This is a genomic window from Sulfitobacter sp. OXR-159 (assembly GCF_034377145.1).
Lineage (GTDB): Bacteria > Pseudomonadota > Alphaproteobacteria > Rhodobacterales > Rhodobacteraceae > Sulfitobacter.
In genome coordinates, this window is sequence record NZ_CP139707.1 from 1,309,988 (window position 1) to 1,323,582 (window position 13,595).

Below are 13,595 nucleotides of genomic sequence, written 5' to 3' on the forward strand. Positions count from 1 at the left end.
CACGCCGGGGCCCTTTCGCAAGGGGCTATGTGAATGTTTTTTACATTGCTTGGGAAACGACAGTAAAATCAGTAACCTGCGCGCCGGAAAGCTGCGCCATTTTCTGCGGCTCAAGGCAGAAAACGTGGTGCGGCGTGCCTGCAGCGGCCCAGACCAGCGGGAATTGCAGCAGATTTCGGTCAAACCAAGCGCGGGGTGGCGTGATATGGCCCAGCGGTGCCACGCCGCCGATGGCAAAGCCGGTCTGCGCCCGGATCAGCGCGGCATCTGCCTTGCCCAATGGTTCCCCGGCCAGTGCTGCTGCGCGGTCCAGATCGACTTGCTGCGCGCCCGCGGTGATGAAAAGCAGCGCCGCGCCGCTGTTTTCGCCGCGAAGGACGATGGATTTGGCAATCTGATCGACCGCACAGCCAAGTGCGGTGGCCGCATCGACCGCCGTGCGTGCTAGGGTCGTCTCACGTATTTCTGGCGTCACCCCGGCGGCCTCAAGCGTGGCGCGGACCCGTTTCAAACTCTTGCTCATTCTCTGCCCCTTGCTGCATGGCGCCACCCTGGGGCGCGCGCCAAAGTCGTAGCAAGGCCGCGCCGTGCCGCAACCCCCATTGACGCCGCTTGGATCAGCCCGCAAAGCTGGCCCCATGACAGACCCATCGCTTGCCGCCCGGATCACCCGCTCTCCCCGCATCTATCACCGCGAACGCGCGCAGGATGCGGCGGCGCTCTTGCCCGATCTTGCGCCGGACCTGCGCGAGATGATCTCGGCTGCCGCCTCTACCGCGCCCTATCTAATGGCGCTGTTGGAAAAGGAAGCGGCTTGGCTTGGCGAGGCCGTGGAAAACCCCGAGGCCGCTCTGGCCGCCAATTGCGCCGCGGCGGCAGAATTTGCGCCCGACCGGCTGGCCGATGGGCTACGGCAGGGCAAACGGCGCATGGCGCTTCTGACCGCGCTGGCCGATCTGGGCGGGGCATGGTCGCTGGAAGAGGTGACCGGCGCGCTGACCGATTACGCCGATGCCGCTTGCGGGGCGGCCCTGCGTGCGGGGCTGGCGGCACAGATCAAACGCGGCAAACTGCCGGGGATGACGATGGACGATCTGGCCGACTGCGCGGGCATGGTTGTCTTTGCCATGGGTAAAATGGGCGCGCGGGAACTGAATTATTCCTCAGACATCGACCTCATTTGCGTCTTTGACGAAAGCCGCTTCGCGCCTGATGATTTCCACGCCGCCCGCAGCGCCTTCGTCAAGGCGACGCGGGCGATGTCGGGCACATTGAACGACATCACCGCGCAGGGCTACGTCTTTCGCACCGATCTGCGCCTGCGCCCCGACCCGGCGGTCACCCCCGTTTGCATCGCGATGGAGGCAGCCGAGCGCTACTACGAAAGCCTTGGCCGCACATGGGAGCGCGCGGCCTATATCAAGGCCCGTCCGGCGGTGGGTGATATCGCGGCGGGAAAGGCGTTTTTGCAATCATTGCGCCCCTTCGTCTGGCGCCGCCATCTGGATTTCGCCGCCATCCAAGATGCGCATGACATGCGGCTGGCGATCCGCGAGCACAAGGGCTTGGGCGGCCCGATCACCCTGCCGGGGCATGACATGAAACTGGGGCGGGGCGGCATCCGCGAGATTGAGTTTTTCACCCAGACCCGACAGCTCATCGCCGGGGGCCGCGATGCGGAGTTGCGGCCCCGTGGGACACTGGCAGGGTTGCAGGTGCTGGCCGAGAAGAACTGGGTGCCAAAAGAGGTCGCCGAAACGCTCGGCGATCACTACCGCGCGCATCGCACGGTCGAGCACCGGTTGCAGATGGTGCAAGACGCTCAGACCCACACGCTGCCCCGCAATGATGCCGATTTCGACCGGCTGGCCGCCATGATGGACATGGATGTCGAAGACTTGCGCGCCGATCTTCACGAACGGCTGCAAGCCGTGCACGACCTGATCGAAAGCTTTTTCGCCGCCACGCGGGAGGAGCCCGAAGCCGCCCGCCCGGCGCATCAATTCGACACCTCTGTGCTGGACCGCTGGCCCAGCTATCCCGCGCTGCGCTCGGAACGGGGGGCGGATATTTTCGGGCGGCTGAAGCCACTGCTGCTGGACCGTTTGGCGCAATCTGCCAAACCGGACGAAGGGCTTTTGGCCTTTGACGGTTTCCTCGCTGGCCTGCCCGCCGGGGTGCAGCTTTTCTCGCTCCTGCGGGCCAATCCGCAACTGGGCGATCTTTTGGTGGATATCGTCGCCACATCGCCTGCGTTGGCTGCGCATCTGTCGCGCAACTCGGGCGTCTTCGATGCGGTGATTGGGGGTGATTTCTTTTCGGACTGGCCGGGGCAGACCAAGCTGACCGAAATGTTGCAACAGCATCTCGCGGCAGAGGCCGATTACGAGTTGCGTCTTGATGGCACCCGCCGTTGGGCGCGCGAATGGCATTTTCGGATCGGCGTGCATCTGCTGCGCGGGCTGATCGACGCGGCCACCGCCGGGCGCCAATATGCCGAGTTGGCCCAAGCGGTCTTGCAGGCGCTCTGGCCCGTGGTCGTCGATCAATTCGCCACCCGGCATGGCCCGCCGCCGGGACGCGGGGCGGTGATCCTTGGCATGGGCTCGCTTGGGGCTGGGCGGCTAACGCCGACCTCCGACCTCGATATGCTGGTGATTTATGATGCCGATGGGGTGGACAGTTCCGACGGCCCCAAACCCCTCGCCACGCGCAGCTATTATGCCCGGCTTACCCAAGCGATGATCACCGCGATGACCGCGCCGATGGCCCAAGGCAAGCTTTACGACATCGACATGCGCCTGCGCCCTTCGGGCAATCAGGGGCCAGTGGCGACCAGCCTCGCCAGCTTTGAGAGCTACCAGAAAGAGCAGGCTTGGGTCTGGGAGCATCTGGCCCTTACCCGCGCACGGGTGATCGCGGGGGCAGAGGATCTGGGCCGCGATGTCGAAGCGCTTCGGGCTGAAATCCTCAGCCGCGCCGCCCCGCGCGACAAGGTGCTGGGCGAGGTCGCGAAGATGCGCCAGCGCATCGCCGCCGCCCGCAGCCCTGCAGGGCCGCTCGACGCCAAGACGGGCGCGGGCCGCTTGCAGGATATCGAACTGTTCGCGCAGGCAGGCGCGCTTATCGGCGGCACTGGCGCGCGTGAGATCGACGCGGGCCTTGCCGCCGCGCGCGGCGAAAACGTGATTGATGGGCAGGCGGAAGCCGCGCTTTCGTCGGCCTATACCAACGCATGGACCCTGAATTGCGCTGCGCGTCTGCTGTCTGCCAATCCGATTGATGCGCGGACAATGGGGCAGGCGGGGGCGAGCTTTCTCTGTCGTGTGTTAGCTTGTGGCGATCTTGCGGCAATGGAGGCCAAGATGCAGGGAGATTACGCCACCGCGGCTCAGATCATCGACGCGGCGCTGCCCGAGCCGGGGCAAGAGGGGGCATGAGCGATCCAGATGACCCAAAGGGATTGATCCGCGAATCCTACCGGATGGAGGGGATTGGCTCTGCCGAATGCCGCAGCATCTTTCTCGACTGGGCGTTGAGCCTGCCGGAAGGCCACGACAACGCAGCCGCCATCACCCGTTTGCTGGAACGCTACGGTGCCGGCGCCGCGGATCACCCGATGACCCAAGTGCTGCGCGAGGGGCAGACCACGCTCACCACCCCGCGCCGCCGCGGCGGCTGGCGGGGCAGGGCGCGCAACTGACCGCCGATCTGGGCCTGCGAAACCTCTTTCCCCAGCCGCGCGAACGCAGTACGAGGGGCGCTATGACAACGCGCCAAACCCCCTCCGCCCCGCAGCCTGCCACGCTTCCCGTGGTGCGCCTTTTGCCCAAGGCCAATGCCCGCGCCATCCGCCACGGCTTTCCTTGGGTCTATGCCAATGAACTGGTCACCGACCGCCGCACGCGGGGGCTTGCCCCCGGCACGCTGGCGCTGCTGGAAGACGCCGACCGCAAGCCCATGGGGCTGGTCGCGGTCAATCCGACCTCCAAAATCATCGCCCGGATGATCGACCAAGACGCAGAGGCGCAGGTGGATCAGGCGTGGTTCGAGGCGCGCGTTAGTCGCGCCCTTGCCCTGCGCAGCCAGCTTTACGATCAACCCTATTACCGCCTGATCCACGCCGAGGCCGATGGCCTGCCGGGCGTCATCATTGACCGCTTTGGCGATACCTGCGTGATCCAGCCCAACGCCGCTTGGGCCGATACGCTGCTTGAGCCGCTCGTGGCTGCGCTGCAATCGGTGACCGGCGTGACCAATGTGCTGAAGAACGCCTCTGGCCGCACACGCAAGCTCGAAGGGTTGGACGATGCCTCGGTCACGGTCGCCGGCACCACGCCCGAAGGCCCGCTGCCGGTGCCGATGAACGGCGCGACCTATATGGCCGACCTTACCGGCGGGCAGAAAACCGGCCTGTTCTATGACCAACGCCCGAACCACGCCTTTGCCGCCAATCTGGCGCGCAATGGGGCACGGGTGCTGGATGTCTTTGCCCATGTCGGCGGCTTCTCCCTCGCCGCTCTGGCGAATGGCGCGTCATCGGCACTGGCCGTCGACGGCTCCGCCCCCGCGTTGGAACTGGCCGAAGCCGGGGCCGCCGCAATGAACATGCAAGACCGTTTCGCGACCCGCCAAGGCGATGCCTTTGACGTGCTGACCGCCCTGCGCGATGAGGGCGAGACCTTTGACGTGGTGATCTGCGATCCGCCCGCCTTTGCCCCCTCGCGCCAAGCGGTCGACGCGGGGCTGCGTGCCTATGAGCGTGTCGCACGTCTTTCGGCGCAGCTGGTGGCGGAGAACGGGATTCTGGGCCTCTGCTCTTGCTCGCATGCCGCCGACCTGAACCAGTTCCGCACCGCCTCCGTGCGCGGCATTGGCCGGGCCGGGCGTCGCGCCATGCTGCTGCACACCGGCTTTGCCGGGGCGGACCACCCGCAACTGCCGCAGTTGGCGGAAAGCGGCTACCTCAAGTCGCTGTTCTTCCGCCTGTGATGGAAACGCGCCCCCGCGTGCTGATCGACACCTGCGTGCTCTACCCCACGGTGATGCGCGAAATGGTGTTGGGTGTGGCAGCAAGGGGCGCGTTCGAGCCGGTCTGGTCGGCGCGTATCTTAGAAGAATGGGCCCGCGCGGCGATCAAGCTTGGGCCCACGGGCGAAGCACAAGCGCGGGCCGAGATCGCACTGCTGCGCGGCAACTGGCCGGGGGCCGAACGCGCGGCCTCCCCCAGCCTACAGGCGCGGCTTTGGCTGCCGGATGAGAATGACATTCATGTGCTGGCCGTCGCCGTGGCCAGCAGCGCCGATATAATCCTGACGCTCAACGCAAAGGATTTCCCCCGCCAGATCCTCGCTGAAGAGGGCCTGAGCCGGGCCGATCCTGACAGCTATCTGCATGGGATTTGGCAAGCGACACCGGAATTGGTCGCCCCCGTGGCCGACGCCGTCTTGCAAGAGGCGCGGCGGCTGTCGGGCGAGCAATGGGAGATGCGCGCTCTGCTGAAAAAGGCACGGCTGCCGCGGCTGGCAAAGGCTCTGGCCTAGCCCTCCCACCGCAGTTGCAGCTTGCGCAACGCGGCGACACGTTCGTCTGTCTTGGGGTGGCTCAGCAGCCAAGCGGGCGGGCGTCCCGCGCCGTTCTGGCTTAGCGCGTCCAACTTCTCGAACAGGGAAATCTGTGGGCCGATGCCGATGCCCGCTTTGGTCAGCAAGGCGGCGGCATAGGCGTCGGCCTCATACTCATCCCCGCGTGAGAGGCGGGCAGCCAGCAGGCTGGTCAGCCCGTTTGCGATTAGCACACCGATCCCGGGAATGATCCGCCCCAGCACCATCGCCAGCGCCGTGCGCAGGGCGTTTTGACCCGAGAAATCGATCATCCGCCGCCGCGAATGGCCAAGCGCCACATGGCCCAACTCATGCGCGATGACGCTCGCCAATTCCTCCGCCGTTACAGCGCCTTGACGGAACTTGTTGTAAAATCCGCGGGTGATGAAAATGCGCCCATCGGGGGCTGCCAGCCCGTTGACCGGTTCGATCTCATAAAGATGCACCTTGATGCGCGGCAGGTCCAACGCCTTGGCCATCTTTGCGCTCATGTCGTTGAGTTTGGGGTCCACCAAGGGGGTCGATTTCGCGTCCAACTCGCGCGCCGTGCGCCAAGCGGAAAAACGATACATGGCCAGCGCGTAAAGGATGGCAAGCAGAATGGGGAGAAAGCGGATCATGCCCGCAATATGGGCAGGCCGAGAGCCGGGGGCAAGCGGCACAAGGCCGCGCCCCCGGTTTCATGTCATGCGATCAGACGAGTTTTGCGTCCATCGTGATCTCGGCGGTCAGCAGCTTGGAGATCGGGCAGTTCTCCTTGGCGGTCTTTGCGGCTTTCTCGAAGTCCTCTTGGCTCGCGCCGGGAATTTTTGCTTCGACCGTCAGATGCACTTTGGGCACGTGGAAGCCGCCGTCTTTTTCTTCCAGATGCACTTCTGCCTTTGTCTCGATGCTGTCGGGCGTCAGGTCGCTTTGCCCAAGGATCATCGACAGCGCCATGGAGAAACAAGACGCGTGGGCAGCACCGATCAGCTCTTCTGGGTTGGTGCCTTCCTTGCCTTCGAAACGGGTGTTGAAGCCATAGGGCTGGTCAGACAGCACACCACTTTGGGTTGAGACATGGCCCTTGCCCTCTTTGAGCGAGCCTTCCCATTTTGCGCTGCCGGTTTTTACGATCGAAGCCATTGGAATATCCTTTCACTGAGCTTGCGTTCGTCCCCTCAACTGGCGCAGGGCGGAAAGGTTTCAAGGCCGAGCGTTCAAGATCGCGTCATGGTCTTGATGCCCCGGCTCAGCCCTTCGAGGGTCATCGGCACCATGGCCCCGGGGCCGAAAATCTCTTGGATCATCGCGATCGACTGGGTGTAGCCCCATTGCCGTTCCGGCACCGGGTTGATCCACAGATGGTTGGGCCATTGATCCCGCGCCCGGGCGAGCCATGTGGCACCGGCCTCCGCGTTCCAATGCTCATTCGCGCCGCCGGGATAGGCGATCTCATAGGGCGACATGGAGGCGTCACCGACGAAGATGCATTTATAATCAGAGCCGTAGCTGCGCAGCACCTCATGGGTGGGGATCTGCGCGTCCCAGCGGCGGCGGTTGTCGCGCCAGACGCCTTCGTAGAGGCAGTTGTGGAAATAGAAATGCTCAAGATGTTTGAACTCGCCCCGCGCCGCGCTGAACAACTCTTCAACGACCTTCACATGCGGATCCATGGAGCCGCCGATGTCGAGAAACAGCAGCACTTTCACGGCATTGCGCCGCTCTGGCCGGGTTTTCACATCCAGATAGCCATGCTCTGCCGTGGCGCGGATGGTGCCGTTCAGGTCGAACTCTTCCGCCGCCCCGTCGCGTGCCCAACGGCGCAAGCGCTTCAGCGCAAGTTTGATGTTGCGTGTGCCGATCTCGACGTTGTCATCCAGATTGCGGAACTCGCGCTTGTCCCAGACCTTGACCGCGCGCTGGTGGCGGCTTTCCTTTTGGCCGATCCGCACACCTTCGGGGTTGTAGCCATAAGCGCCGAAAGGCGAAGTGCCCGCCGTGCCGACCCATTTCGAGCCGCCCTGATGCCGACCCTTTTGCTCTTCGAGCCGCTTTTTCAGCGTTTCCATCAGCTTGTCGAACCCGCCCATGGCTTCGATCTCGGCCTTTTCTTCTTCGCTCAAGTGCTTTTCGGCCATCTTGCGCAGCCAGTCTTCGGGTAGGTCCACGGCCTCGAGAACATCATCAAGGCTGATGTTCTCCAGCCCCTTAAAGGCCGCTGCAAAGGCGCGGTCGAACTTGTCGATGTTACGCTCGTCTTTGACCATCGACACGCGGGCGAGGTAGTAAAACGCCTCCACGTCATAGGTGGCCAGCCCCGCCTTCATGCCTTCGAGAAATGCCAGAAACTCGCGCAGCGAGACCGGAACACCGTGGCGGCGGAGCTGATCGAAGAACGGCAGAAACATCAGAGGCTCAGCGCGCGGTCCAGAAGAACCGTGGCGATCATGCCGACGATCAGGAAGGCAAAGCCGTAGCCCGTTGCATATTGCGCGATGTCTTTGCGGTTGCCGCCACGTTTGCGGGCCGTCAGCCCGCCGATTACCGCGCCGATCAATGCCAATCCGAGTGCTATCATAACCTATTGCCCGTCTATTTTGCGGGCCTATCCATTGCGCGGGTTCAGGGACGCGATCTCGCGCAGCTTGGCCCGCACGGCCCAGTCAGGGCCAAAGCCGTATCGCGCCCAGCCGATGCTGTCCAGCCTGACGCGGCGCGCCTCAATGCCGCGGCCTTCGATCTCCAGCGCTTCGGCCTTGAGCAGCATGAGCGTGGCCAGAAGGGCGGCGTTTTCGCTGACCTCGGCGATGGGAAGATGCGGCTCGATCAAGGCAAGTGCGCCGGCCCCATCGCCGATGGTCACCGCATAGCCCGCGCGCTGTGTGGCGACATAGGCGCGGTGCAGCGTGGTGCCGGGGGTGCGGGAATAGAGGGTGTCTGCCATCTGGTAATGTGTCTGCGCGGCGGCCGGGTCGGTCATCTGGGTGACGCGGCCCATGGCGTAATGCGAAAAGGCGTGGCGATTGTCCTGCCAACCCTGCGCTTGGGCGATGCGCAGTGCGTCTTGGGCTGCAGACATCCGGGCGTTGCGGCCCACGTCGCGGCCAAGGGCCGTCTGGATGGCGCGGCTCCAGACCTGCGGCGTGGCGCGCGCGGGGCGGGGGGCAACGGTGCCGCCGCCGGGGTTCAGCCGCGCCAAAATGCCCGGCAGGCGCGCGGCGACTTCGTCGCGGGTCATGCCAGAGCGCAGCGCCGGGTCATTGTAGATGCGCAGCACCAGCATGTCGAAACCGGTCAGCACCGTATGCACGTTGTCGTCGTTAAAGACCGAGTCCGGCAAGCGGTATAGATCGTTCAGCGGTCCAAGCGCTTGGGCCAATTCCTCATGCAGGCAGTCGCGGCTTTCTTGCGGGCTTACGTCGTTGGGCAGGAAAATCGCCAGTTTGCGCCGCTCGGTCAGGCGGGTCCAATCGGTGGCGGCGGAGCGCCTCGTGCGGCGGTACTCTTCAACTGTGCTGACATTTGGCACCACGAAACAGGCCGCCTGCGGCAAGAGCCGCCGGATCTGGCTGCGGTTCACCGCTTGAATGGTGATGCTCGCCTCTCCGCCCGTGACCTCACGCAGTTCCATCCCGGCTTCCCGGCGCAGGCGTGCCAGCAGCCGCGCAAGGTCCGGCCCTAAGGTCGCGGGCGGTTGCCCCAGAACGCGCAGGGTAATCGGCCCCTCAAAACGGGTCAGCACGGGCAGGGCGCGGCCGCTTTCCATCCGGAAGGACAGATCAAGGAAATCTTCGGCCAAGGCAGTATTCGACACATGCGGCGCAGTCGGGCGGGCTTGGGCGAACTGCTTCATCGGGGGCAGGGTGCTGTCGGCGATCACCGCGCGGGTCGCGACCTCGGAGTGAGAGGCCGGCACGCAGGCGTTCAGCAACATCATCAGCGGCAGGATCAGCCGCGCCTTTACCCCGCGCCTCATGCGCTTGGGCCTTTGCGCGACCTATTCCGCTGTGATCTATCGCAAACTGCGCATGGCGCTGCCGCTGTCTGTCCTTGCATTTGCCTGCCCCATCGGTCGTTTAAACCCGGGTCTTGGTGCCCGTGATTGACCTCAGCCTAGGCAGGCGAAAATTCAAAAGCGAGGAAAATACCCGCTTTTGACGTAAAGTCGCATGGGTGTTGCCGCTCTACCGCTGGCGGCGCGCCATAAAGGCCAGCCGCTCAAACAGATGCACATCCTGCTCGTTTTTCAGCAGCGCACCATGCAATTTGGGCAGGGCGTTGGGGCCATCCTTGGCCAGATCCTCGGCGTCCATATCCTCGGCCAGCAGCAGTTTCAGCCAGTCCAGCACCTCGGAGGTCGAGGGTTTTTTCTTTAGCCCCTGTTGCTCACGGATTTCGTAGAACTGCGTTAGCGCCATGGTCAGCAACTGCTGCTTGATGCCCGGATGGTGCACTTCGACGATTTGCTTGAGCGTCTCCATCTCTGGAAAACGGATGTAGTGAAAGAAACAGCGGCGCAGGAAAGCGTCGGGCAGTTCTTTTTCATTGTTGGAGGTGATGATGACGATGGGGCGTTGGCGCGCCCGGATCGTCTCGCCCGTCTCATAGACAAAGAACTCCATCTTATCGAGTTCCTGCAACAGGTCGTTGGGGAATTCGATATCGGCTTTGTCGATCTCGTCGATCAGCAGCACGACTTTTTCATCGGCATCAAACGCCTGCCAAAGCTTGCCCTTGCGGATGTAGTTCTTGACGTCATGCACGCGCTCATCGCCCAATTGGCTGTCGCGCAGGCGGTTCACGGCGTCGTATTCGTAAAGCCCCTGTTGCGCGCGTGTGGTCGATTTGATGTTCCACTCGATCATGCGCAGACCCAAGGCATCGCTGACCTGCCGCGCCAATTCGGTTTTGCCGGTGCCCGGCTCGCCTTTCACAAGAAGCGGACGCTCCAATGTAACCGCCGCGTTAACGGCAATTTTCAGGTCATCGGTAGCGACGTAGTCTTTGGTGCCTTGAAATTTCATCTTGTTTTCAACCTCGTGTGACGGGCGTTTGATCCTTGGCCTTTAACCAAAAATCAAAGGGATTGTGTAGTGACAATTGTTACCCGCTCAGATAGACGCTGCGGCAGGGAAGATGTCGGGAGACAGGCCTTTTTAATGTCTGAGTTGAAAACCGCCGGGGAAAAACAAATGAAGCAGGAAGTTTTCCTGCCGGACGATTATCGTCCGGCCGAGGACGAACCATTCATGAATGACCGTCAGCTTGAGTACTTTCGTCGCAAGCTGATCCACTGGAAATCGGAACTGTTGGCAGGCAGCCGTGACACCATTGAAGCACTGCAGGACGGCACCCGGAACATTCCGGATGTGACCGACCGCGCCTCGGAAGAGACCGACCGCGCGCTGGAACTGCGGACCCGTGACCGGGCCCGCAAATTGGTCGGCAAGATCGACGCGGCGCTGCGGCGGATCGACGAGGGAGAGTTCGGTTACTGCATGGTCACCGGCGACCCGATCTCGCTCAAGCGGCTGGACGCACGGCCCATCGCCACGATGACGCTGGAGGCGCAAGAGCGTCACGAGCGGCGCGAGAAAGTCCACCGCGACGACTGACATCACCTGAAACATCACACGCCGAGGCTCATGCTTCGGCGTTTGTGATTTGGGCGCGGGGCCAGCACGATCCGAAGCTTGTGAGCTGGGGTCTACCAGCTTGCCTAAGATCTGGGGCCTGCGATCTGGGACATACATGAAACCTTCCAATGCAATTGTCGTGGGCGGCGGGATCGGCGGGCTGGCCTTGGCCACGGCACTGGCCCGCAAGGGCGTGGCCGTGACCCTGCTTGAACAGGCCGCGCGGTTTTCCGAGATCGGCGCGGGGCTACAGATCAGCCCCAACGGCCTTGCCGTGCTGCGCGCGTTTGGGTTGGAACATGGGCTGAAGGCCCGCGGTGCCGTGCGGGGGCAGGCGGTGCGCCTTTGCGACTACGCGAAAGGCGCGCAGGTGGCCCGGCTTGATCTGACCCGCTTGGCCAATGATCAGCGTTACTATTTCCTCCACCGTGCCGACCTGATTGATCTGCTGCGTGAAGCCGCGCAGCGCGCAAACGTGAGTTTCGAGACCGACGCGCAGGTCGCCTCGATCCATCCCGGTGCCTTGCCGCAGGTGCAGATGGCCCGTGGCGGACGGCGGCGGGCGGAGTTGGTCGTGGCCGCCGATGGCATCCACTCGGTGGGGCGGGTGCAGTTGAACGGGGCGGATAAGGCGCGGTTCTCGGGGCAGGTGGCATGGCGTGCGCTGATACCCAACGACATAGACCACGGCCCAGAGGCGCGGGTCACCATGGGGCCGGGGCGGCATCTGGTCAGCTATCCGCTGCGCGAGGGGCGATTGGTCAACCTCGTCGCCGTGGAAGAGCGCGCCGATTGGGCCGCCGAAGGCTGGCATCACCATGACGATCCCGCCAATCTACGCCAAGCCTTCGCAGGTTTCGGCGGAGAGGCGGCGCAGATGCTGGGCGCGTTGCAGGAGGTGACCCTCTGGGGGCTGCATTACCATCCCGTCGCCGCCAATTGGCAGGCAGAAGGCGTGGCGCTGTTGGGCGATGCGGCCCATCCAACGCTGCCCTTTCTGGCGCAGGGCGCAAATATGGCGCTAGAGGATGCTTGGGTCTTGGCCGACTGCCTGACCCGCCAGCCCCGCGACGCAGCACTTGGCGCTTATCAAGCCGCCCGCATCGACCGCGCGCGGCGCATAGTCAAAACCTCGGAAGGCAACGCGGCACGCTATCACCTGCGGTCCGGCCCGGTCCGGTTTGCGGCCCATACCGGGCTGCGCGTCGCCTCCAAAATCGCGCCCGGCGCGATGCTGGGCGCGTTTGATTGGCTCTACGCCCATGACGTTACCAAAGCGTAAAGGCCACCGAGCTTAGCCGGAGGCCCAATTGGTCAGCCCGCCCGTTGCAGCATCCCGAAAAGATCACGCGGATCATCCGGATCGGCCAGCAGGTCGAGCGGCTGGAACAGCCCCGTCTCGGCGATTTGATCACGGACATAGCGCAGGGCCGAGAAATCCTCGATCGCGAAGCCCACGGAGTCAAACAGCGTGATCTGCTGCGCATCGCGGCGGCCTTCGGCCTGCCCGGTCAGCACCTGCCAGATCTCGGTCACCGGGTGGTCGGCCTCAAGCTGCTGGATCTCACCCTCGATGCGGGTCTGCTCGGGGTATTCCACGAAGATGCCCGAACGGTGCAGGATCGCGGGCGCGAGTTCCGTCTTACCCGGACAGTCGCCGCCGATCGCGTTGATGTGCACGCCAGAGCCGACCATATTGTCGGTCAGGATTGTGGCATATTGCTTGTCCGCGGTGCAGGTGGTGATGATCTGCGCGCCCATAATCGCCTCTTCGGCGGTGTCGCATTCCACCACCTTGATGCCATGGCCCGCCAGATTGCCTGCGCATTTGGCGGTCGCCGCGCGGTCGATATCGTAGAGCCGCACCTCATCCACGCCGCAGATCGCCTTCATCGCAAGGCTCTGAAACTCGGACTGCGCGCCATTGCCGATCATCGCCATGACATGGCTGCCCTTGGGCGCCAGCAACCGGGCCACCACGGCAGAAGTCGCCGCCGTGCGCAGGGCCGTCAGGATCGTCATCTCGGTCAGCAACACCGGGTAGCCGTTGGCCACATTGGCCAACAGGCCAAAGGCGGTCACGGTCTGAAAGCCGTCTTTGGTGTTGTCGGGGTGGCCGTTGACGTATTTGAAGCCGTAGACATCGCCGTCCGAGGTGGGCATCAGTTCGATCACGCCCTTCTCAGAATGGCTCGCCACGCGGGGGGTCTTGTCGAAAAGCTCCCAGCGTTTGAAGTCGGCTTCGATATAGTCGGCCAGCCCGCGCAGCATGTCTTCGACGCCGATATGGTGGATCAATTTCATCATCTGATCGACGGAAACGAAGGGCACCAGTGCCTTGTCGGAGGGGTTCAGATTGGTCATATTCAGGTCT

Annotated in this window: 14 protein-coding genes; 6 read left to right on the forward strand and 8 right to left on the reverse strand. The window is 63.6% G+C overall.

What is annotated here, in order from left to right; translation table 11 throughout:
* Positions 1-40: 40 nt before the first annotated feature.
* On the reverse strand, positions 41-523 hold the full coding sequence (locus T8A63_RS06435) for a YbaK/EbsC family protein (protein ID WP_067630318.1): 483 nt from the start codon (positions 521-523) through the stop codon (positions 41-43).
* Between the two features lie 115 nt (positions 524-638).
* Between T8A63_RS06435 and T8A63_RS06440 the strand changes: the two genes are divergently transcribed.
* From T8A63_RS06440 to T8A63_RS06455, 4 genes are all read left to right on the forward strand, one after another.
* Positions 639-3,440 (forward strand): bifunctional [glutamine synthetase] adenylyltransferase/[glutamine synthetase]-adenylyl-L-tyrosine phosphorylase, encoded by a 2,802-nt coding sequence (locus tag T8A63_RS06440; RefSeq protein WP_322345309.1) that lies wholly within the window; start codon positions 639-641, stop codon positions 3,438-3,440.
* Positions 3,437-3,703: a hypothetical protein gene (locus T8A63_RS06445; RefSeq protein ID WP_322345310.1), complete on the forward strand. Its 267-nt coding sequence runs from the start codon at positions 3,437-3,439 to the stop codon at positions 3,701-3,703. The genes T8A63_RS06440 and T8A63_RS06445 overlap by 4 nt, the downstream gene beginning before the upstream one ends.
* Positions 3,704-3,765: 62 nt before the next feature.
* Positions 3,766-4,992 (forward strand): RSP_2647 family RNA methyltransferase, encoded by a 1,227-nt coding sequence (locus T8A63_RS06450; protein WP_322345311.1) that lies wholly within the window; start codon positions 3,766-3,768, stop codon positions 4,990-4,992.
* Entirely contained in the window at positions 4,992-5,543 is a 552-nt protein-coding gene (locus tag T8A63_RS06455; RefSeq protein WP_322345312.1) for an RSP_2648 family PIN domain-containing protein, read from the forward strand. The genes T8A63_RS06450 and T8A63_RS06455 overlap by 1 nt, the downstream gene beginning before the upstream one ends.
* On the opposite strand, the gene T8A63_RS06460 is transcribed toward T8A63_RS06455, so the two are convergent.
* The 6 genes from T8A63_RS06460 to T8A63_RS06485 form a co-directional block, all read right to left on the reverse strand.
* Complete coding sequence (locus T8A63_RS06460; protein WP_322345313.1) at positions 5,540-6,223, reverse strand: M48 family metalloprotease; 684 nt, start codon at positions 6,221-6,223, stop codon at positions 5,540-5,542. The two genes, T8A63_RS06455 and T8A63_RS06460, sit on opposite strands and share 4 nt — an antisense overlap.
* Before the next feature lie 73 nt (positions 6,224-6,296).
* On the reverse strand, positions 6,297-6,728 hold the full coding sequence (locus T8A63_RS06465) for an OsmC family protein (RefSeq protein ID WP_322345314.1): 432 nt from the start codon (positions 6,726-6,728) through the stop codon (positions 6,297-6,299).
* A 74-nt stretch (positions 6,729-6,802) separates the two neighbouring features.
* A complete protein-coding gene (locus T8A63_RS06470; protein ID WP_322345315.1) occupies positions 6,803-7,993 on the reverse strand; it encodes a VWA domain-containing protein in 1,191 nt (396 codons plus the stop codon).
* The gene (locus tag T8A63_RS06475) at positions 7,993-8,163 is read right to left on the reverse strand and encodes an apolipoprotein acyltransferase (protein WP_067630337.1); all 171 of its coding nucleotides are present in this window, start codon (positions 8,161-8,163) and stop codon (positions 7,993-7,995) included. Before T8A63_RS06475 ends, T8A63_RS06470 begins: the two co-directional genes overlap by 1 nt.
* 27 nt (positions 8,164-8,190) lie before the next feature.
* Positions 8,191-9,561: a DUF2927 domain-containing protein gene (locus T8A63_RS06480; protein WP_322345316.1), complete on the reverse strand. Its 1,371-nt coding sequence runs from the start codon at positions 9,559-9,561 to the stop codon at positions 8,191-8,193.
* 208 nt (positions 9,562-9,769) lie between these two features.
* Positions 9,770-10,609: a MoxR family ATPase gene (locus T8A63_RS06485; protein ID WP_322345317.1), complete on the reverse strand. Its 840-nt coding sequence runs from the start codon at positions 10,607-10,609 to the stop codon at positions 9,770-9,772.
* 168 nt (positions 10,610-10,777) lie between these two features.
* Between T8A63_RS06485 and dksA the strand changes: the two genes are divergently transcribed.
* Both dksA and T8A63_RS06495 read left to right on the forward strand, forming a co-directional pair.
* Positions 10,778-11,200 (forward strand): RNA polymerase-binding protein DksA, encoded by a 423-nt coding sequence (gene dksA / locus T8A63_RS06490; protein WP_067941887.1) that lies wholly within the window; start codon positions 10,778-10,780, stop codon positions 11,198-11,200.
* A 136-nt stretch (positions 11,201-11,336) separates the two neighbouring features.
* Positions 11,337-12,503: an FAD-dependent monooxygenase gene (locus T8A63_RS06495; RefSeq protein WP_322345318.1), complete on the forward strand. Its 1,167-nt coding sequence runs from the start codon at positions 11,337-11,339 to the stop codon at positions 12,501-12,503.
* Positions 12,504-12,535: 32 nt separating this feature from the next.
* On the opposite strand, the gene T8A63_RS06500 is transcribed toward T8A63_RS06495, so the two are convergent.
* Positions 12,536-13,585 (reverse strand): ornithine cyclodeaminase, encoded by a 1,050-nt coding sequence (locus tag T8A63_RS06500; protein WP_269344919.1) that lies wholly within the window; start codon positions 13,583-13,585, stop codon positions 12,536-12,538.
* Positions 13,586-13,595: the final 10 nt, after the last annotated feature.